The sequence below is a fragment of the Bacillus sp. AG4(2022) genome (assembly GCF_031844465.1).
In the GTDB taxonomy this organism is placed as follows: Bacteria; Bacillota; Bacilli; order Bacillales; family Cytobacillaceae; genus Bacillus_AB; species Bacillus_AB infantis.
Map to the genome: position 1 here is coordinate 400,749 of NZ_JAUZVH010000003.1, position 20,742 is coordinate 421,490.

At 47.0% G+C, this 20,742-nt stretch carries 17 protein-coding genes; 4 read left to right on the plus strand and 13 right to left on the minus strand.

The features are described 5' to 3' along the window. The first annotated feature begins 101 nt into the window (after positions 1-101). On the plus strand, positions 102-1,160 hold the full coding sequence (locus Q9R36_RS10960) for a sulfite oxidase (protein ID WP_311225104.1): 1,059 nt from the start codon (positions 102-104) through the stop codon (positions 1,158-1,160). A 163-nt stretch (positions 1,161-1,323) separates the two neighbouring features. Here the strand turns inward: Q9R36_RS10960 and Q9R36_RS10965 are convergent, their stop codons facing one another. From Q9R36_RS10965 to Q9R36_RS10995, 7 genes are all read right to left on the minus strand, one after another. After that, positions 1,324-2,511, minus strand: a complete 1,188-nt coding sequence (locus tag Q9R36_RS10965) for a hypothetical protein (protein ID WP_311225105.1) — start codon at positions 2,509-2,511, stop codon at positions 1,324-1,326. Continuing rightward, positions 2,496-3,752 carry a hypothetical protein gene (locus Q9R36_RS10970; protein ID WP_311225106.1) on the minus strand — a complete coding sequence of 419 codons (1,257 nt, stop codon included), beginning with the start codon at positions 3,750-3,752 and terminating at the stop codon, positions 2,496-2,498. Before Q9R36_RS10970 ends, Q9R36_RS10965 begins: the two co-directional genes overlap by 16 nt. Beyond that, positions 3,749-4,627, minus strand: coding sequence for an ABC transporter ATP-binding protein (locus Q9R36_RS10975; protein WP_129613881.1), 879 nt, complete (start codon positions 4,625-4,627; stop codon positions 3,749-3,751). The genes Q9R36_RS10970 and Q9R36_RS10975 overlap by 4 nt, the downstream gene beginning before the upstream one ends. Next, entirely contained in the window at positions 4,621-5,391 is a 771-nt protein-coding gene (locus Q9R36_RS10980; RefSeq protein ID WP_311225107.1) for a hypothetical protein, read from the minus strand. The genes Q9R36_RS10975 and Q9R36_RS10980 overlap by 7 nt, the downstream gene beginning before the upstream one ends. Further along, entirely contained in the window at positions 5,378-5,944 is a 567-nt protein-coding gene (locus Q9R36_RS10985) for an RNA polymerase sigma factor (RefSeq protein ID WP_148950626.1), read from the minus strand. The genes Q9R36_RS10980 and Q9R36_RS10985 overlap by 14 nt, the downstream gene beginning before the upstream one ends. A 147-nt stretch (positions 5,945-6,091) precedes the next feature. Next, complete coding sequence (locus Q9R36_RS10990) at positions 6,092-7,606, minus strand: MDR family MFS transporter (RefSeq protein ID WP_009792452.1); 1,515 nt, start codon at positions 7,604-7,606, stop codon at positions 6,092-6,094. A gap of 121 nt (positions 7,607-7,727) precedes the next feature. Continuing rightward, positions 7,728-8,468: a DUF1836 domain-containing protein gene (locus Q9R36_RS10995; protein ID WP_094768019.1), complete on the minus strand. Its 741-nt coding sequence runs from the start codon at positions 8,466-8,468 to the stop codon at positions 7,728-7,730. A gap of 249 nt (positions 8,469-8,717) precedes the next feature. On the opposite strand from Q9R36_RS10995, the gene htpX reads away from it, so the two are divergent. After that, complete coding sequence (gene htpX, locus Q9R36_RS11000; RefSeq protein ID WP_101552025.1) at positions 8,718-9,596, plus strand: protease HtpX; 879 nt, start codon at positions 8,718-8,720, stop codon at positions 9,594-9,596. 135 nt (positions 9,597-9,731) lie between these two features. On the opposite strand, the gene Q9R36_RS11005 is transcribed toward htpX, so the two are convergent. Both Q9R36_RS11005 and Q9R36_RS11010 read right to left on the minus strand, forming a co-directional pair. Next, entirely contained in the window at positions 9,732-10,715 is a 984-nt protein-coding gene (locus tag Q9R36_RS11005; protein ID WP_311225108.1) for a bile acid:sodium symporter family protein, read from the minus strand. Positions 10,716-10,736: 21 nt separating this feature from the next. Continuing rightward, positions 10,737-12,110 carry an FAD-binding oxidoreductase gene (locus tag Q9R36_RS11010; protein WP_311225109.1) on the minus strand — a complete coding sequence of 458 codons (1,374 nt, stop codon included), beginning with the start codon at positions 12,108-12,110 and terminating at the stop codon, positions 10,737-10,739. A gap of 185 nt (positions 12,111-12,295) precedes the next feature. On the opposite strand from Q9R36_RS11010, the gene Q9R36_RS11015 reads away from it, so the two are divergent. Then, complete coding sequence (locus Q9R36_RS11015; RefSeq protein WP_165352694.1) at positions 12,296-13,000, plus strand: FadR/GntR family transcriptional regulator; 705 nt, start codon at positions 12,296-12,298, stop codon at positions 12,998-13,000. A 33-nt stretch (positions 13,001-13,033) separates the two neighbouring features. Then, positions 13,034-13,375 carry a hypothetical protein gene (locus Q9R36_RS11020; protein ID WP_022543285.1) on the plus strand — a complete coding sequence of 114 codons (342 nt, stop codon included), beginning with the start codon at positions 13,034-13,036 and terminating at the stop codon, positions 13,373-13,375. A gap of 249 nt (positions 13,376-13,624) precedes the next feature. Here Q9R36_RS11020 and Q9R36_RS11030 read toward each other — a convergent pair whose 3' ends face one another. The 4 genes from Q9R36_RS11030 to Q9R36_RS11045 are packed head-to-tail and all read right to left on the minus strand — an operon-like array spanning position 13,625 to position 20,701. Continuing rightward, the gene (locus tag Q9R36_RS11030; RefSeq protein WP_311225110.1) at positions 13,625-15,841 is read right to left on the minus strand and encodes an alpha-galactosidase; all 2,217 of its coding nucleotides are present in this window, start codon (positions 15,839-15,841) and stop codon (positions 13,625-13,627) included. A gap of 24 nt (positions 15,842-15,865) precedes the next feature. Continuing rightward, positions 15,866-18,904: a beta-galactosidase, LacZ type gene (gene lacZ, locus Q9R36_RS11035; RefSeq protein ID WP_129613874.1), complete on the minus strand. Its 3,039-nt coding sequence runs from the start codon at positions 18,902-18,904 to the stop codon at positions 15,866-15,868. Positions 18,905-18,933: 29 nt separating this feature from the next. Then, positions 18,934-19,758, minus strand: a complete 825-nt coding sequence (locus Q9R36_RS11040) for a carbohydrate ABC transporter permease (RefSeq protein WP_022543283.1) — start codon at positions 19,756-19,758, stop codon at positions 18,934-18,936. Next, on the minus strand, positions 19,751-20,701 hold the full coding sequence (locus Q9R36_RS11045; RefSeq protein ID WP_374703166.1) for a carbohydrate ABC transporter permease: 951 nt from the start codon (positions 20,699-20,701) through the stop codon (positions 19,751-19,753). The genes Q9R36_RS11040 and Q9R36_RS11045 overlap by 8 nt, the downstream gene beginning before the upstream one ends. Between the last annotated feature and the right edge of the window lie 41 nt (positions 20,702-20,742).

Genomic DNA, 20,742 nt, shown 5'->3' on the forward strand with positions numbered 1-20,742 from the left:
ATTATCTCCATTAAGGGCCGGAATTTTTTACATATAGGAAAGGCATGATCATCCTGTTTCTATCATATAAATGGATATTTACCGATTCAGGAGGCCGTATTATGCAAAAACCTTTTGTAAGGCCCTATTTGACCACCCATAGCCTGCAGCCTGAGAATCAGGAATCGCCCATTGAGTTCATTTCAGGCAGGAGAGTCGGCAATTCGCTTTTTTACCGGAGAAATCATTTTGCCTATCCTTCGCTTTCAGCATCTGCCTATTGGCTGCCTGTCAATGGGTCAGTTTCTTCACCCCGGCTCTATTCCCTGACCGAATTGATGAATCTCCCATCGAGGACCGTGACCGCCATTTTGGAATGCGCCGGGAACAAGAGGAGCCTTTTTGAACCCAAAACCTTCGGTGAGCAATGGGAAAAAGGCGCGGTGAGCCAGGGAAGCTGGAAGGGCGTTCCGCTTGCCTCCCTCCTCGAGGGTGCAGGCATCCAAAATGGAGCGGCAGAAGTCATCTTTGAGGGCTATGACTTTGGAGAAAGAACCGATTCTGACGAGGTATATTCGTTTACAAGAAGCCTTCCGCTGGAAAAAGCCCTGCATCCGGATACACTGGTTGCCTACGAATACAACGGAAAGCCGATCCCTTTCAAGCATGGCTTTCCATTAAGGCTTATCGTTCCCCAGTGGTATGCGATGGCTTCCGTTAAGTGGCTCAAAAGCATAACCGTTGCAGATGCTCCGTTTACAGGACCTTTCCAGACTATCGATTATGTCTATTATCCTCATAAAGAAAAGGATGAAGGAGCAGCACCAGTAACGAGGCTCCATGTCAACAGTTCCATCCGCCATCCATTGGACGGACAGATTCTTCAAACCGGGAGCCATCCAGTCAAAGGCATCGCATGGACCGGTAAAGGGAAAATCGAAAAAGTGGAGATAAGCACTGACGGAGGTGAAAACTGGAAGGAGGCAAGGCTTGAAAGCCAGGCAGCCAGCGGGTATGAGTGGCAGCCTTGGGTGTACGATTGGAAGGCTGCCAAAGGAGAATACACTCTTATGTCCAGAGCGTATGATACACATGGCCGTGTACAGCCGGCTTCCCCATTTTGGAATAGGAAGGGGTATGGGTATCATGCGATTGATATGGTGAGTGTTAAGGTGGAGTGAAATAATAGCCAGGCACCGATGAAAGGTGCCTGGCTATTATCATGGACTTCAACTAAAATTCTTTAAGCATATCCTGATTGACGGTCAGATGCACAGACAGATGTGCCTGGCAGCCCGGGCTTAACCGACTTTAGATTTACTTCAAATCTTCTATATCAGGCCACTATAAGATATCTCGCTGCTGCTCCCGCTGCTTTTTCCAGAGAATAGCTACTGCGGGCAATATGATGATCACTCCATAAGTAAAGAAGAATTGAGGCTGCGGATGATCAATTGCCAATGCGTTTCCGAGGAGCATCCTTTGCGTAAGCAGCAAGCAGACACATGCAAAAATCGGGAACTGGAGGCCGATGACACTGATATAATTTTTGCTGATGCTTGAAATGAATATGGCACAAAGAGCGGTGGACAAAGCCAGGATATAGGTTAGCCCGATGACAATCAGCATAAGCTGCCAGAAAGTAAGGTTGTACCAGTATGGATACCCAAGAAAGCTGTTGATATCACTGTTCAAAAAGATTGTAATATTATTGGTAAAATATAACCCGTAATAGACACAAAGAAGGACTGTTGCAATGATGAATGCTGACAGGACGCCTGCCGCTGCCTTCTTTATAAACAATTTTCTCCCAGCCCTGGAGGTATACTGCAGATCAATCATACGGTTCTTATAATCTCTGATCGTAATAGGGAGAATCATAAAAAGAATGCTCACCAGGATTGTTAGGCAGATATTTTGGCTGATGCTGTGAAAATTATCACCTACAGGATATGCCGGGAAAATGGAACGGAAGGATTCATCCTCTAGCAGATCATTGATCCTTGCTTCCTGCCTTTCAGACGGCTTACCTGAAATATAGCCGTAACCAAAGTCTGTGCCGGCAGAATCCATATCTTCCATGATGCCTTCCCGCGTCTGAATTTCCCAGCCTATCTCCTTCTCAGAGAAAAGCTTGTCGTACAATTGTCTTTCAGGGCTGCTTAAATCATTCTTATTATTTAATTCTACTAATTCTGCGTACGAAACAACATCAGTTTGCTGCGCTTCGTCAAGCTTCTGTATATAGGCGTCTGCACGGTCCAATGCCTCCTGGTATGCCTGCTTGAAATCATCATACTCTTTTTCATCCAGCTTTCTTCCGTAATCTTCTATCATCTCACTGCTGATTTCATAATAATCTTTGGCTGGACGGCCATTTGCAAAATAAGAAATATCGAAGTCTATAAAAATGTAGTACATCAGCAAATTAATTAAGACAAGCATGATTAGCATGATTGGTCGGAAGATCTTTTTCATTTCCTGCCAGATAATTCTCAAATCCCGGTTCATCCCCTTCATGTTAAGTCGCATCTATTAAAGCTCTTGCAGGACAGCATCACAGCTGCTGCCAGGAAAATCAGCCAGACACCTGAAACCGCCAGCTCAAATCCTGAAATGACGTGCATGGCGCGGTGCATAAACCAAACAAAAGAATTCAGCACCAGATTCACCGGTGTGAAAAGGCCGATAAAGTAACTGGCATGACTGGTTGGAAAGAGTTTCTGAACAGCAAAAAGCATGCCGAATAACAAGAGAAAGGCAAAAAAAACAAGATAGCTGTTTCGTATCCATCTAGAAATTACGGCAGCCATAAGGGTGAAGATGATCATCATGACATAGGAAAGGCCGATAACTGCAGCAAGATACTGTGAAAACGTCATCTCCCTCACCGTCATGAACCAATGCTCCCCTTTATTAAAATAGCCCGACATTGGAACTTGCCAAAACTGGCTGTAGGAAAAAACTGCAAAATAGACAGCGAGCCCGGCTGCCAGCATGACTGTGAACAGTACTAGATTTGCCGTCAGGGCTGCCCAAAATTTATCCTGCCAAAGCCTCCTTCCCCTTCTGGAGCTGTATGCCAGCAGGTGGGTTCCGCGATCAAATTCAAAATTAATGACATGGCCTGTAATCAGGGCCGCAAGAATCACTCCTTCGAGCAGGAAAGCTTTAAACATGGTTTTAAACAGAAGCAAGTGTGTACCGAAGGCCTCCTGTGAATGGAACAGATGCATATGCTCTCCATTTTCCAGGACTTCCTTGAACCGCTCCTCAAACTTTCCATACTGGCTCCTTACCAGCTCTGCTGCCGAACCTGTCAATCCATACTTCTGAATATTGTACTCAGCAATGCCCACCGGATCTATCTTCCGGTATTCTTCATCAGCATATAAACTGCTTGAATAATAGTATTCCAGCAGCCCTGCGTCATTAAATAGCTCCCTTTCTTCTTTTGTATAGTTTTCTAATGGATCGAAGGCATGATCCGTGAAAAAAGAATTCATATCCTTGTAGGTCTTTGATTCTTTCTCTTCTATCGCAAGATTCACTTGCTTCATCAGGGAGTCATAATCATCCTTCATTGCATCCAGGCTCTCGCCAGTAATATCTGTCCCGTAGGCCGCCGCGAATGCTGATGTTTTTTTCAAATCTTCTTTTATGACCGAATTGTTGAGCACAAGATACAAATTAAAGGCCATGAACAGAAAAACAAGACCAAGGACCGAAGGCGATAAAAAGGCTTTGCGGATTTCCCAGCGCAGAACTCTCATTGAGCCGTAATGCCTGCTTCATCTCTATACTCATAGAGAAAAATATCCTCCAGAACAGGCTGAACCTGTTTCCAGTGAGCTGACTGTCTTTCCTCTGCCATAAAACGGATATTCATCCGGCCCTGTTCCTGCCGTTCAGACAGAGACAAAAAGTTTCTTCTAAAATCGGCTGCTTCACTGAATTCGATTTCTGTTTCAAATACTTTCCCGTCCAGCCATCGGCAGATATTAGCGATTGAATCCTTATAAAGGACCTTCGCATCCTTTATCATAATAATTTCATTGGCGATCGACTCAACATCTGAAACGATATGAGTGGATAGGATGACAATCCGGTCTCTTGCCAAATCAGACAGGAGGTTCCTGAATCTGACCCGTTCTTTTGGGTCAAGGCCTGCTGTCGGTTCATCGAGAATCAGGATCTTCGGATCATTCAACATCGCCTGGGCAATCCCCACCCGCTGAATCATCCCTCCTGAAAACTTCCCCATTTTCTTTTTAACCGCACCCTCAAGCGCGACAAGCTTCATGAGATGCGGAATTTTTTCATCCGCCTCCTTCTTTGATATGCCCTTCAAAGCAGCAAGATATTGGAGATACTGATAGGGAGTATAATTTTTGTAATAGCCAAAATCCTGGGGCAGATAGCCAATTAACTCACGGTATGTCTCGCCCATGCTCAAGATATTCTGCCCGCTGTACAGGATTTCACCTTTTCCTGGATGCAGCAGAGTAGTCAGCATCTTGATAAGGGTCGTTTTCCCTGCACCATTCGGGGCAAGCAAACCATATACCCCGTTTGAGAATTCCAGCTGCACATCTTCCAATACTGCATGGCTGCCAAAATGTTTGCTTACGCTATTCACTGTCAGCATAGTGTGTAACCCCCTCTTCTTTTGTTACGAATAAGCAGTTCCTTCAATTTTTTCATATATAAATAGAAAAACAGAGCGATGACTGCCCCATATAAGTACCTGGGAACAGATATGAGCAAGCCCATATATATGGAATTATTCAGTATGACAAGAATAATATTGCCGGCTATCCAAATAACCAGAGCTGCCGCCCGCGCCATATTCGTTTTAAAGAAGCTTAATACATATAAGAACAGCACAGAAAAAATCAGCAGGGAAGCCGTTGATATCAATAAGCCCTGTACAAATTCCACAGCAGCAAACCGTGCAGCAAGAGCCAGCACCCAAATGCTATTAAGAAGAAAACAGAAGACGCTGAATATCAGCATCCGGAAAGCTGCCAGCTGGTGAAGATTATATTTGCAGACCATTTCCAGCTCGTACGTCCCGCTGGCCCTGCTTTTTAAGTACGGCAGGAAGGCGAGGAAGGCATAGAGAAGCGGGGAAACAATCATGATCAAGCTGTACAAGCTTGTTCCCCCGCCAGCCGCCTCTCCTTCACTGGCTGTGGCTGTGATTCCAATCATTAGCATTGCCAGCATGCCGGCGGCCAGGAGCATTTCAAGCCAATCCTTCATAAGAAACCTGAAGCCGATTCTCCTGTACATTCCCTTTATCAAAGTAATGAATGACTCTTTCCTGACATTGCCCTTTTGGACAATCGACGTTATTTCCTCTTCTGAAATCTTTAGCTCGTGAATTTGCCATTTTTTATCTTTCTGCATGCGTAAATCCCTCCTTTTTAGCTTCCTCTCTGATAAATTTGAGGCTGCGATAATACTTTGTTTTTACAGTTGATTCTGGAACCTGAAGTGAAGAGGCAATTTCCTGAAAGGTTTGCTCGCCAAACAGCTTCATCCGGAATATCTGCTGATACGAAGCTTCCATTCGACCCAGCACGGCCAAAACTGCTTCTATCTCTTCTTTTTGCAGGATAGACTCGGAAGAATCTTCATGGCTGCCAATTTCAAGATCTTCAATATCCGCCATCCTCCTGCTTGCTTTGTAATGCTTTGACCTGTAATAATCGACAATTTTATAGGTTGCTATTTTATACAGCCACGTGCGGAAAAGGGCCCTCTTTCCTTCAAACTGATGAAGTCCATGCAGCATATTAATGAAAATTTCCTGGGTCAAATCCTTCGATTGCTCCTGATCAAGAGTCTGTTTGTAGACATAATGATAGATCTCGCGGTAGTAACGGGAAACAAGCTCATTTGCAGCCTCTTCGCTTCCCTTCTTAATTATCTTTTGTATGAGCTTCAAGTCCCGATGCATTTCCCACCACTCTATTCCTTTCAGAATTCTGTTGATTCATAAGCTTATATCTATGTATTCGTAACAAGGCGGCAATAAGTTTTGAACTTTATTTCTTTTTTTGCAAAAAAACAACCGGCAGGATTCCCCCCTGCCGGCCACCTGCCGCTACTCCTGCGGCTTCTCTATTTTTTTGTTGATTTCTACGCGTTCTTTCCCCATAAAGAGAATGGTCACTGCCGCTATGCCGATCGGGATGAGGGCCAGCATAAATATGATGGTGATACTGTCTGACATTCCTGCAATGATTTTATCAAGAACCGGAGCCGGAATTTTCGCCCGCTCTGCCGGTTCGAACAGCTGCTGCGGGTCGCCCATCGGCATGGCCCCGCCGCCCTGCATGCCTTTAAAAGCATTTTGCAGTTTGTCAGCAAACACATTCTGCTGGACGATTCCGAAGATGGTAATGCCAAGCGTCATGCCAAGCGAACGCAAGAATGAGTTCGTTGAGTTGGCTGAACCGCGGTATCTCGGATCCAGATTGTGGATGGATGCTGTCGGAAGCAGCGAAAATGAAAACCCTACTCCAAATCCGGTAAGGATCATAAACAGAGTCAAAGCCCATCTGGCTGTATCCGGTGTCATATTGCCCAGCAGAAGCATGCCGGCAAAAAAGGAAATGACCGAGATGACCATCAGATTCCGATAGCTGGTTTTTGTCTGGAAGATCCCCCCGATGGCGCTTCCTGCTACAGAACCAAGCATCATCGGCGTCAGGATCAGACCGGCATTTTTGGCTGATCCTCCGTAGACGGCCTGGACAAAAATCGGGATGTATACAGCCAGGACGACAAAGGTGCCGCCGTAAAGGAAAGCAAGGATCTGGGAAGTAGCAAAAAGGCGGCGCTTGAACATCCAGAAAGAAATGATCGGTTCATCCGCCCGCGTTTCCACCCACAGGAACGCAATGAAAAAGAAGACAAAGCCCGCGAACAGTCCGATAATCTGGAAAGAGTCCCAGGCGAATTCCTTTCCGCCGAGCTCAAGGCCGAACATAAGGCTGACAACTGCAGCCACCAGTGTGAAAGCACCGGCCCAATCAATTTTCTGCCTCTGATAGTCATTGGATTCATGATAATACTTGATGATCAGGAAGACGGAAACGATCCCGATCGGTACATTTATGTAGAAAACCCAATGCCAGCTGATCCAGTCGGTAATGAATGCTCCGAGCAGCGGGCCCAGGACACTGGCTGTCCCGAACACAGCCCCGAGAAGGCCGGTCATTTTCCCCCGTTTTTCAGGCGGAAAAATATCAAATACAATCGTAAAGGCTATCGGCATGAGGGCTCCTCCGCCAACCCCCTGGATAGCCCGGTAAACGCTGAGCTGGACCATCGACTGGGCAAGTCCGCAAAGGGCAGAGCCGATCAGGAATACAGCCAGTCCAAAAATAAAAAAGCGCTTGCGGCCGTACATATCGGAAAGCTTCCCAAAAATCGGCATGCCCGCCATGACGGTGACCATATAGGCTGAAGTAACCCAGACAAACTGTTCGAATCCGCCCAGGTCTGCCACAATGGTCCCCATCGCTGTGGCAACAATCGTGTTGTCCATCGCTGCCATCAGGATGCCCAGCAGAAGCCCTGCCACTACAAGATTTACATTCTTTTGTTCTGCCACGTTAAACCTCCATTAAAACTGAAATAGGATAGATAAGATATCTATTCAATTTTAATTTTTATCCTTCCAAACATCAATGCCGCCCGTTCGACAAACTCTTACAGAAGTACACTGCGGTACCCTATTCTCCGTTAAGAAACAGGGTTGCACTCACATATTTCCTTGTCAGTGTCTTATAGTAGGCTGACAGCACAGTGAGGGCGGCGGTTGTCAGCACATTGGATACAATCTCTTTTTGAGGTCTGGTCAAATTCGTGTATCCTTCCACTATTGAAGCCGATTCTCTCCGGATCTCCTGTTCTACCTGAAATTGCGCGGTGCCTTCAGCCAGCTTCTGCGGATGCACCTTTTCAAAAATGCCGGCATATCCAGCGTAGAAGATGATCGGATCAATCACATCGTCTGTCCTATCTTCCGGATTATTAAAAAGAAGTGTCAGTATCTTACGGATAGAGCCAAAATCCAAAGCCGACTTCAGATCCTCCACAATAAAAAGAATGGCCGCCTGGTCAATGGTATACTTCTTCCCGGCCTGCGGCGTCCCAACCAGCTCGCGCATTTCTCTTTTCACCCAGTTCTGGACTGCTGTGGAGGAAAGATTCGTATACTCGATCTGATTTCCGAGCGAGACAATTTCATTGACGCTGAAGCCCGGAACCGGGGGAGTCTGCCTCATAATTTTTTCAAATACAGCAGGCATATCCGTCTCTATAAATATCTCAAGCTTCTTTCCATATATATTGGTCAGATGGCCCGATTTCCATGCTTCTTGCAGCACAGCCTTCGGGTTCTTCTCCCCTTCCCCCCTGAGGGCAAATAAAAGCTCCGCCATCCTGGCCCTCGACAACTGAAACAACTCCATACTCATTCATCTCCCGACCGATACTTTGTAACCCTATCCTAAATCTTTCCCCTGACACCGTCAACGGTGCTTCCGCGTGCCTGGCACCATCCGTGGACAAAAATGGCGTATTTGTCTTTTTCCGGTGTCAGGCACGGAGTGTTTGAGGAGAATGTTTTATACTTGCTTATTTGTGCATAATCATATAAAATAAGGTCAAGTTACAAGTTCAAATGACCTTAAAATTTTATATAAAAAGGATGAGAAGAATTGGGTAAAAGGATATTTTACTTTTTATTGACCAATGTGCTGGTTCTGTTGACCATCTCGATTATTTTTTCACTGATCGGCGGCGGAAATTACATGAATGCACAGGGCGGGATTGATTTTGCTTCCCTGCTGATATTCAGTGCTGTCATTGGTTTCTCCGGATCATTCATCTCCCTGGCAATGTCGCGCTGGATGGCAAAGCGGATGATGAATGTCCAGGTGCTGAAGCCTGAAGGGTCTTTATCTCCTTCTGAAAGGCAGATTGTTGAAAAAGTCCACCGCCTCTCAAGGGCAGCAGGACTCACACATATGCCGGAGGTCGGAATCTATCATTCCCCTGAGGTTAACGCATTTGCGACCGGACCTTCCAAAAAGCGTTCATTGGTTGCAGTATCGACTGGCCTGCTTCAGGAAATGGATGATGATGCCATTGAAGGCGTTATTGCCCATGAAGTTGCCCATATTGCCAATGGCGATATGGTGACCATGACTCTCCTGCAGGGTGTAGTGAACACATTCGTCGTCTTCCTGGCCCGTATTGCTGCCTGGGTGGCATCACGTTTTGTAAGGGAAGAGATGGCTCCGATTGTCCACTTCATCGCAGTGATTATCTTCCAGATCGCATTCTCGATCCTTGGAAGCCTGGTCGTGTTCGCCTACTCAAGGCATCGCGAATACCACGCAGACCGGGGAGGCGCAGATCTTGCCGGCAGGGATAAAATGACCCATGCCCTCCAAATGCTGAAAGCCTACTCTGCCCGTATGAAAGGCGAAGAGCAGACAGCGATATCAACCTTGAAAATTAATAACAAAGGCAAGCGTTCCCTATTCTCAACCCACCCTGATCTGGATGAGAGAATCAGACGTTTGAACAGCTAATAACACAAATGCTGGCCCGTTAAAGGCCGCCTTCCCCCGGCGGATTTAGCGGGCCGGCATTTTTTTGCTTCTGCTTTCTTTCCTGAAAACGAAAAGCACTGCTGCTGCAGTGCTTCTCCTAAATCTCAAATTCTGCTATACATTTGTTTTCGCATTTCCTTCACTAATGGGGTAATCTTCTTCCGCTCTTTCGGAAACAGGCTTCTTCGACCAATAGGTAGCCAAAATCGGGCCGGATATATTATGCCATACAGCACCAGCTACACTCGGCAGTGCTGCGAGAGGGCCAAAATGGGCCGTGGCAAGCGCCACACCAAGACCTGAGTTCTGCATGCCGACCTCAATGCTGATGGCTCTCCTTGTGCTTTCATCCAGCCTTAAGGCTGATGCGGCCAAATAGCCCAATAAAAGCCCCAATCCATTGTGAAGCGCTACAGCTGCAAAGGTCAGCAGCCCTGCCGATGCAATATTGGCTACATTTCCTGCTACCACAGCTGCGACAATAATAATGATGGCAAGTACGGAAATAAGCGGAATGATCGTGATGCCTTTTTCTACAGCCTGGGGCATAAAACGGCGGATAAGCAGGCCTAGAACGATCGGTACAATGATGACCTGAACAATCGATAGGATCATGGCTTTCGCATCCACCGGCATCCACTGGCCTGCCAGCAGCAGCAGGATAAAGGGGGTTGCCAGCGGGGCAAGCAGCGTTGAAAACGAAGTCATAGCGATGGAAAGAGGCAGATTCCCTTTTGCCAAGTAAACCATCACATTGGAAGCCGTTCCCCCTGGTACAGACCCAAGCAGGACCAGGCCGGCTGCAAGCTCTGCAGGCAGATCCAGAAGGTAAGCAATTGCAAATGCTCCGAGCGGCATGATGATGAACTGGGCACAGACACCGATGATAACAGGCACCGGATTTTTAAAAATAAGATTAAAGTCGGTCCCTTTCAAGGTCAGCCCCATTCCAAACATAACAACGCCAAGCAGGATGGTGATATAGCTGCCGAACACAAGGAATGGGTCAGGCAGCAGGTAAGCAATCACCGCCATGCAGATGACCCATATGGCAAAATATTTGCCGGCAATTGTACTGATTGTTTCAAGAACCTTCATCAATTTTCCCCCGCTTTCTTTTTAAACAAGTTTATTGGGATTCAGGAGGCCTTCTGGATCAATGGCCCGCTTGATTTTCTTCATCACCTCATAGGCCGCGCCATGCTCCTTCTCCTGATACTTCTGCTTGCCGATTCCGACCCCATGCTCTCCTGTACAGGTCCCGCCGCGCTCCAGAGCATACATGACAATCCGTTCATTGAACTCCTCTGCCTGCTGCACCTCCAGCGGATCATCCATATTGATCATCAGCAGCACATGAAAATTCCCGTCCCCGACATGCCCGACTATGCCCCCGGCCAATCCCAGTGCATCGAGGTGGACCTTGCTGTGTTCCACAGCTCCGGCCAGTTCTGATATAGGCAGGCATACATCTGTTACCATCATCTTCTTTCCAGGATACCCGTGAATATAAGCATAAGCGAGATTATGGCGCGCCTCCCAGAGCTGCGTCCTGGAAGCGTTGTCAGTTTCAAAGTCAATTTGTTCTGCCTGGCAATCCTCAGCGATCGCCTTCATGAATTCAACATCCTGCTTCAGCCCGGCCCCGTTTCCATGAAACTCCAGAAACAGCGTCGGCTTTTCAGCATACCCGGTACCGCTGAATAAATTAACCTGCTTCATTGAAGCCTCATCAACTAGCTCTCCCCTGGCTATCGGAATTCCTGCCTGGAGGATGCCGACGATTGCTTCGACCGCAGAGGTGATGGTGGGAAATGAAGCCCTTGCCGCCAGATTGGCTTCCGGTATGCCGTACACCTTCAAGGTCAATTCAGTAAAGCATCCCAGCGTCCCTTCAGATCCGACAAACAGTCCATTCAAATGATAGCCGGAGGATGATTTGGCCGCCAGATTGCCTGTATGTATAATGGTCCCGTCAGCTGTCACCACTTCAAGATCGCGAACCTGATCCCGCATCACTCCATACCTGACCGAGGTTGTCCCGCTTGCATTGGTCGCAGCCATCCCGCCTAAAGTGGCATCTGCCCCAGGATCAACCGGGAAAAACAAACCATATTTCTTCAGGACTTTGTTAAGCTGGGACCGGGTAACGCCCGGCTGCACCCGCACAAGAAAATCCTTTTCCCTGACCTCCAGCACTTTATCCATTTTTGAAAAATCGACAGTTATCCCGCCGTTATAGGGGATCACATGTCCTTCCAGGCTGGTTCCGCGCCCAAATGGGATAACAGGCATTTTATGCCGCCTGGCAGTCATGATGATTTTTTGGACATCCTCCGTCGATTCCGGAAAGACGACGACATCCGGCAGGCTTTCTTTATGATAGGATTCATCCCGGCTTCGCTGCTCCCTTTCTGTTTGATTGACAGAAACCTGCCCTTCTTTTAACATACTCTGCAGTTCTCCTATCGCTTCCGCGCTGACTGTATTCATGCATCTCTCTCCCTGCTGAATAATGGTTCATACCAATTAGTTATATATTCAGATTGGTCCAACCTTTTCGTCCATTTTACTAAATTGTCTGAAAAAATCAATAACTTCTTTCAAAGTATTGAGCTTTCCCTGGATTTTCTGTATGATGAAATCGCTTTACCTGTCATTTTTAGGGAGTGAAAAATATGAAAAAAAAGGCCTATGAAACTATAATAGATCACCTCCAGAATATACTTTTTTCCGGTGCCTTCCAGCCCGGGGACAGGCTTCCGACTGAAAGGGAACTGGCATCCCGCTTTAAGGCGAGCCGCACATCTGTCAGAGAAGCCTTAAGACAGCTCGAAGCACAGGGGGTGCTCGAAATCAGGCAGGGCAGCGGGAGCTATCTGAAAGCCCGTCCGAATTCCCGGCCGGAGAGCGTCTCTTTTACCATCGAAAATGAAAAAACCAAGCTTGTCTATGAGATGCTCGAGCTCAGGCGCGCCTTGGAAGTAGAATGTGCCGGGCTTGCAGCACAGAGGGCAGGCTCTCTGGATTTGGAGCCGATCAGACAGGCCCTTCTCCTGATGGAGAGCACGGATGATGCAGAGCTGGGGATTAAGGCGGATGTCGACTTTCATTTCGCCATTGTCAATGCCGCCCGCAATTCCATCTTTGCCAAACTGTTTGAAACGGTAAGCGGACATATGAATGACACCATCCGTGCTACTAGGAAGGAAAGGCTCCTCGATCCATCGAGAAGGCAGGATACCATTGAAGAGCATAAAGAAATCTTTCTGGCCATCGCTTCAGGCCAGGTCCAAGAAGCAAGGCTCTCCATGGAAAAGCATATCTCCCTAATCAGGAGAGAGCTTTCTTTAGGAATGATAGATAGGCAGCAGGTACAGTGAGCTTTTTATAAGGCTGAAATCAGGAGGATCATTATGTATTGGGAGACTATGCCCGGCTGGTTTTGGGCCATTTATTATTCTATTCTGTTTAGCTCGATGGTTGCCGCTGTCTATTGTATTATGAAAGAACAGCTGAAGATTCCATCTGTCATTTTGATTTTCTTTGTACTGAGTGTACCTATTGCCAGCATGGCTGCCAGCACTGAAAGAGGACCCGGAATAAATGAAATGGAATACTTTATCGGCCAGCTGCAGCAGGGCATCGGCTGGACCTTATTTTCGCTGGCAGGTTATTTATATTTGATGCTGTGGTGGTTCCTTTTCTTTTTCAAAAAGAGGTGTCATCACAGGAAAAGTAAGGAGATTTCTTCTTAATCAAACGTTTGATTAAAGAGGCTTCAGCACTTGGGGCATATGCATTTTGGTTCTGAAGCTTGGACTCATGGGTGCAAAGCTACGGATCAATTGCTTTTAAGAACTTTATCTTTGCGCTCCCCCTGCAGCTTCTCTTTATGGGGCGTCTTGTCCGCTTTCTATTCGAGAGGTTGTTAAAGGCAGGGAGATTGAAGGATCAGCAGTTTAATAGTCTTCAAAGGAAAAAGGGCGGTTCTCCCGCCCTTCCTTTTAATCCACTGCTCTCAAATGGAACACATAAGACTGAAAATCCCCGCCGCGCTCGGCCGTCTTTCCATTTACACCGTTGAATTCAACGGGAAGCTGCAGCCCGGTCTGCATCAGCTCATCTCCGTAATAGCTTCTGCTGCTTCCTGATACCTGGTACATAATAGAAGGATCCAGTCCTGAAAGCTTCAGCGTTTGCTGTTTCGGCGGATTCGCCATTGCCAGTACCTTATACCAGCCAACCAGCGCCTCGGTTTTGTCCTCATTCACTGTCAGCCAGGCTGTTTCGTTTCCTTCAAAAGGACTCAATAATCTGCAGAAATGCCCGTCCCTTATCAGGCTTCGGTGCTGTTTATAAAAAGAAACCTGCTCTGAAATCCTGCTGCGCTCTTCATCTGATAGACTAAGAGGATTCAATTCATAACCGAATGTTCCAAAATAGGCTGTATTGGCCCGGGTAGACAGCGGAGTCTCTCTTAAAGTCTGGTGGTTCGGCACGGCAGACACATGTGACCCGATGCTGTACAGAGGATAGGCAAAGGAGGTCCCATATTGGATCTTCAATCTTTCGACTGCATCTGTATCATCGCTGGCCCACGCCTGCGGAGCGTAATACAGCATACCGGGATCGAACCTGCCTCCCCCGCCTGCACACGATTCAAATAATACCTCCGGAAATTCTGCTGTCAGCTTTTCATACAAGCGGTACACTCCAAGAATATAACGATGGAAGAACTCACCCTGCTGCCCAGCCGGAAGATTCGCTGAAAAGGCTTCCGTGATATTCCGGTTCATGTCCCATTTAATGTAGGACAATCCTGTCATTTTAATGATGCCTGACATTTTCTCATATAAATACTCGACGATCTCTTCCCGTGAGAAATCCAGCACCAGCTGATTCCTCCCCAGGGTTTGGCCGACCGCCCAGTCAGGATGTTTTTCATACAGCCTGCTTTTCGGACTGATCATCTCCGGCTCGAACCAAAGGCCGAATTTCATTCCGGTTTCCTTTACTTTTTCTGCGAGCTTCTCCAATCCATTCGGGAGCTTGTTTTCGTCAGTTTCCCAGTCGCCGAGCGAGGTTGTATCATCATTGCGCTTGCCAAACCAGCCATCATCCAGGACAAACAGCTCGATTCCCAGCTCTGCAGCCGATTTTGCGATATTCACCAGTTTTTCTTCGTTAAAATCAAAGTAGGTGGCTTCCCAGTTATTAATCAGAATCGGCCGTTCTTTTGTGCGCCATTGCGCAGGAATCAAATGTTTCCGGTAAAGATTATGGAAAGCCTGGCTCATCCCGTTCAGCCCGCTGTCAGAGTATATCATCACTGCTTCCGGGCTCTGGAATGACTCCTTTTTTCCCAGAGACCAATGAAACCCGAAAGGATGGATGCCAGCTGTAAGCCTTACCGCTTCATAATGGTCCACCTCAGCCTGAATGATGAAATTGCTGCTGTAAACAAAGTTTAAGCCATAGACCTCACCGTTATGCTCTGTTGCATCAGGCCTCGCCAATGCGGCAAACGGATTATGATGGTGAGAGCTTGCACCTCTTATGCTTGAAATGGATTGAATTCCTGCCTGGAGCTTTCTTTCCTTCACATGCCGCTCCCTTGACCAGGTACCTGCCAGATGAAGAAAGCGAAAGTTACTATCAGGTAAATCAATGGACGCACTCATTAAACGGTCTATTTCAAGAGACTCTTCTCCTTCATTTTTAAGGAGGACGCTTCTTGTGATCGCAGGATGATTCTTGAAAATGGTGTAATTCAGCAAAAGCTCTGCCTGAAGTTTTTCATCCCTTAAAAAGATCTGGAGCGTAGCCGCTTCCCCATTCTCTTCCGTATAGGTGGCCGGAAGCCCCTTTAGCAGGGGCTTCCCTTCCATTATCTTAAAACGTTCAAACTGAAAGTCAGGAATATGATTCAATCCATTTCGTTTTACCAAAATGGCAGGTTCCCTGAAATCTGAGCTGCCATAGACAGGATATTCCTGGCGCAATGTCTCAAGGGAAAAGGCAGGATCATCTGCATAAGGGTGGCAGCTTGCTGCGGTCGGTACATCATAAATCTGTAAATGGGAAAAATCCTCCCGGTGGCGGAGTGCCTTTCCGTAATAAAGATGGCCAAGCTGGCCATTTTTCATGACGTGAAAAATATAGCTGACCTGCCCATTTGTCAGATGGAACTGTCTTGTCTCACTGTTTGCATGTATTAGCATAGGATCACCTGCTTCAAAAAATTCTTACACCCGTTCAATGACAAACTCGAATACCATGTCTTTCTCCGGCTGGATTGTATGTTCGCTGTGGACAGGAGCCCCCCAGCTGTCATCGCCGCCCACACCCATCTGGCGGCCGGCAACCGTCACCACTGTGTAATGGATATCAGGCAGTTCATAGTGATGGTTTGCATGCTCCAATTCGAATGCCGTGTATGGAGAGACTGTACACTCCACCGGCTCCCCTTCTGCTGAGATCCTGATGCCTGAACCATTCTGATTGGTTATGTCCACTGAGCGGACGCCGGTACGGTTTCCGGACTCCTGCGGCATCACATAGCCGGAGACATTATCTTTCACTGTGTTCTGGAATCTTCCAAGCCTGGCCCCACGGCTGCGGTCATCATAATTCTCCTCCGGCCCAAGGGCATACCAGTCAAGCTTTTCATATTCAGCCGGCATTTTGAAGGAAAGGGCGAATATCGGCATTTGCGGTAGGTTATCTGCACCATTGTATACGGATCTTACATGCAGGGAACCATTTTCTCGTACTGTGTAATGAACCTTTACGCTCATTTTTTCGCTGATGGAAAATTGATAGCTGAACGCAATTTCGGCAGAGCCCGCTTCTTCTTCCTTTACTTCCACCGCTGTACACTGCCTTGCCAGGCTCGCCGCATACCATGCCCCTGATGTGAATCCCTGTGCGAATCCCCTGTCATTGTCTGTAGTTGCTCTCCAGAACAGCGGGAAGACTGGATACGAAATCATTTCTTTTCCGGCATATTTGAGCGAGACAAGTGTTCCAGCCTGCTTAGAGAATATGATGGAAAAATCGCTTCCATGGACACCGATATTTACGTCTCCTTCTACAATCCTTAGTTTCCCAGACACTGCTTCAGCTTTTTGCTCACCTTCCACCTCGAAAATATATTGGCCGAATGCAGCTTCATGCCCCTGCTCAGCCCATTGCTCCGGCTCTCTAAGGATAAGCGAAGCTGTAATGCAGTACTCACCAGCCTTCTCTCTGATAGCTTCAGGCCATTCGAAGGCTGCATATCCTTCTTCACCTGGATTTACAGACAAGGACGAAAATCCTTTAAAAATCTCATTTCCCTCATGCTGCAGTGTATACTGCAGATCATACTGTTCCAGATTAGTAAACAAGCTTTCATTCTTAATCCTGGCACCGGCCCATTCTACTTCCAGCTTAAAGTCCTGATAAAGGAATTTCACTTCCTGCATTTTCGGGGACAGCTCCCGGTTGGCATAAACGATGCCGTTCGTACAGAAGCCATAATCGGTCGGCCGGTCATCAAAGTCCCCGCCATAGGCAAGAAATTCTTTGCCGAAACGGTCTTTTTTCACCAGTGACTGATCAATATAATCCCAAATAAAGCCGCCCTGGTACATCGGGTATTTGTTTTCCAGATCAGTATATTTGTACATGCCTCCAAGCGAGTTGCCCATCGCATGCATATATTCACAGCTGATGTATGGCTTTTCGGGATCTTCGGTTAAGTATTTTTCAATATCGGCCGGCTTGGCATACATCCGGCTTTCCATGTCACTCGTTTCGCTGTAATTCCGGTCATAGAATACCCCTTCATAATGAACGAGCCTGCCGGGGTCTTTTTCCTTGAAGTATTTTGAGACGTTCAGGATCACGTGGCCTGCATATGATTCATTGCCGCAGGACCAGATCAGGATGGATGGATGGTTCTTATCCCGCTCATACATGGAAATTGCCCGGTCCATGACGATATCCTGCCATTCCGGCAGATTCCCCGGTATATTCCAGGAAGGCTCGACTTTGCCCATCTTCTGCCATGATCCATGTGTTTCAAGATTCATTTCATCAATCACGTAAATCCCGTATTCATCACAAAGCTCATACCACAGGCTCTGGTTCGGATAATGCGAGGTGCGCACAGCATTGATGTTATGCTGCTTAAGCATCTTAATATCCCAGAGCATATCCTCCCTGGTGATGGCCCTTCCTGTCCGGCAATTGAATTCATGCCGGTTGACTCCTTTAAAGACAATCCGCTGTCCGTTCAGGGTCATGATTTTATCTTTCATTACAAACCTTCTGAACCCAACCCTTTCCGGTATAACTTCTTCTATGCTTCCGTTTTCTCCATATACCGTAAGATAAAGCTTATACAGGTTAGGCTGCTCCGCACTCCATAATGCAGGAGAGTCGAGCCCGAGAGTGAATTCCCAGCTCCCGCCGCTTTCAACTGCCTCTCCTGAGGAAACCCGGTTCCCAAGGTCGTCATATAAATCTGCTGCAATCCGTGACGGAACATCACTGCCCTTCAGCAGTTCCAATCTTCCCTTCAGCGTACCGCTGGTGAAATGATCATCAAGCTCTGTCCTGACATCAAGGTCATTGATGTGAGTGCCGGGCACCGTATACAGATACACATCCCGGAATATCCCGGAGAAGCGCCAGAAATCCTGATCCTCCAGCCAGCTTCCTGTACTGCGCTGGTATACTTCTACAGCCAACTTGTTATCACCATCCTTAAGGTATGGTGTCAGCTCAAACTCAGCAGGAGTAAAGCTGTCCTCGCTGTAGCCGACGAATTCTCCGTTCAGCCACACATAAAAAGCGGACTCCACTCCCTGGAATGAAATATAAAGAGGCTTGCCTTCCATAGATTCAGGCACCGTAAATTCTTTTACATAGCTTCCGACAGGATTAACGTCCTGCGGAATCTCAGGCGGGCGGATATCAGCAAGGCCGTCCCATGGATACATCGTATTCGCATATTGGGGTTTGCCGTAGCCCTGCAGCTGGATGTGTCCGGGGACATTGATGAAATCCCAGCCATCACACGAAAATTTTTCCTTGTAAAATTCGGCAGGCCTCATATCGGGGTTCACCGAATAATTAAATTTCCAGCTGCCATTCAGGCTGTGTCGCATGCTCATGGAAGCACCCGCCCTGGCTTCTTCCAGTGTTTTATAGTATTTATGGTCTGAGTGTGCGGGGAGGCGGTTCACTGCAAACACACTGACATCCGATAGCCAATTTAAAGATGGAGTTGAAGACATTTTTCCTGCACTTCCTTTTTATAAAAAGTTTATTTAACCGATCCCATCATCCCTGCCACGAAGTGCTTCTGCATAATGAAGAAAATCAGTGCAGACGGGAGGGTCGCAATGACAATAGCTGTCATGATCACACCATAGTCAGGTGAATAGCTTGAACCTAAGTTGGATATCAAAAGCGGAATTGTCTGGTTTTCCGGTGACTGCAGGACAACCAGGGGCCATAGATAGCTGTTCCAGCTTGCCATGAAGGTGATGATTGCAGCTGCAGCATAAGTCGTTTTCATGGTTGGCACATAAATGCGGAAAAAGATGCCCAGCTCAGAAAGACCATCGATCCGCCCGGCTTCGAGTATGTCGCGCGGAAACATTTTTGTGCTCTGCCTGAAGAAGAAAATCAGGAAAGCGGTAGTAATCGTCGGCAGGACGGCTGCCGTGAGAGTGTCGATCCCGATCATCGGCATGGTCTGCGATATGGTTCCGAACATGCGGAATAAAGGCACCATTAAAGCAGCAAACGGAATCATCATTGATAAGAGCAGGATATTGAACACAATATCCTTCGCCCGGCTTCGGTAGATTTCAAAGCCATAGCCTGCAAGGGAAGCAATCAGAAGCGCCAGCAGAGTCGTAGAAATCGAGATTTTTGCTGAGTTCATCAGGGCTGGAACGAGATCAACCGTATTCAGGAGATTCGTCACATTATCCATAAAATGGCTGCCCGGAAGAAGTCTGCCTTTTGTTACATCTGCTGACCTGTTTGTCGAGCTGACGATCATCCATAGAAATGGGAATATGGAAATGATAGAAGCCACTATCAGAACGGTGTAGCCTATTATACGATTCGATTTACTCATTTCTGTCACCTGCCACTTTAAACTGAATGATGGAGAAAATGACAATCAAGATGACAATGGCATATGAAACCGTTGCAGCATAGCCAAAATCAGGTGTGTACTTAAAGGAAAGATTATAAATATATTGAGAGATTGTCATGGTTGCATTTGCCGGTCCGCCCGCTGTGATATTCATGACTTCGTCAAACAGCTGCAGTGTACCGATTGTTGATGTAATAGATGTAAATAGAATGATCGGCTTCAGCATGGGCACCGTTATTCTGAAGAACTGCTGAAAAGAAGAGGCCCCGTCCATTTTGGCTGCTTCATAGATTGACTGATCCACATTTTGAAGAGCCGATAAATAAAAAATCATATTATAACCCGTCCATCGCCAAGTGATGGCCACAATGATCGTTACTTTTGCCCAGAACGGATCAGTGAGCCAGGAAATCGGCTCAGAAATAAGCGCCAGCTTCATCAGCATAATATTAATGATTCCATCCTGGCTGAAAAGGTACTTAAAGATGACCGAGTAGGCTACCAGTGAGGTCACACACGGTAAAAAGATGGCTGTCCGGAATAATCCCTTCCACTTAAGTGTTTTGTTGTTAAGCAATACAGAAAGGAATAAAGCCAGAATAATCATCACTGGCACCTGGACAATCAAGAAGATCACAGTATTCTTAAGAGTCGTCAGAAAAGTAGGATCCTTCAAAAGCCGGGTATAATTATCAATCCCGGTGAATTGAAGATTTGCTCCTGTCCCTGACTGAAACGAAAGAAGTAATGCCTGTACCATCGGATAAAAATAAAACAAGCAAATCAATCCTGCTGCAATGACGATAAATGACCATCCCACTGCACCATTCTTTATCTTTAATTTTCTATTTGGCCTTGCTGTGCCTGGGCCCTGCCCTGGCTTTTCTGCTGTCACTGTCTGGCTGGCTTTTGCCGGCATCATATTCATCAGCTCCCAACCTTGTTCTAGTAGGAAAAAGCCCC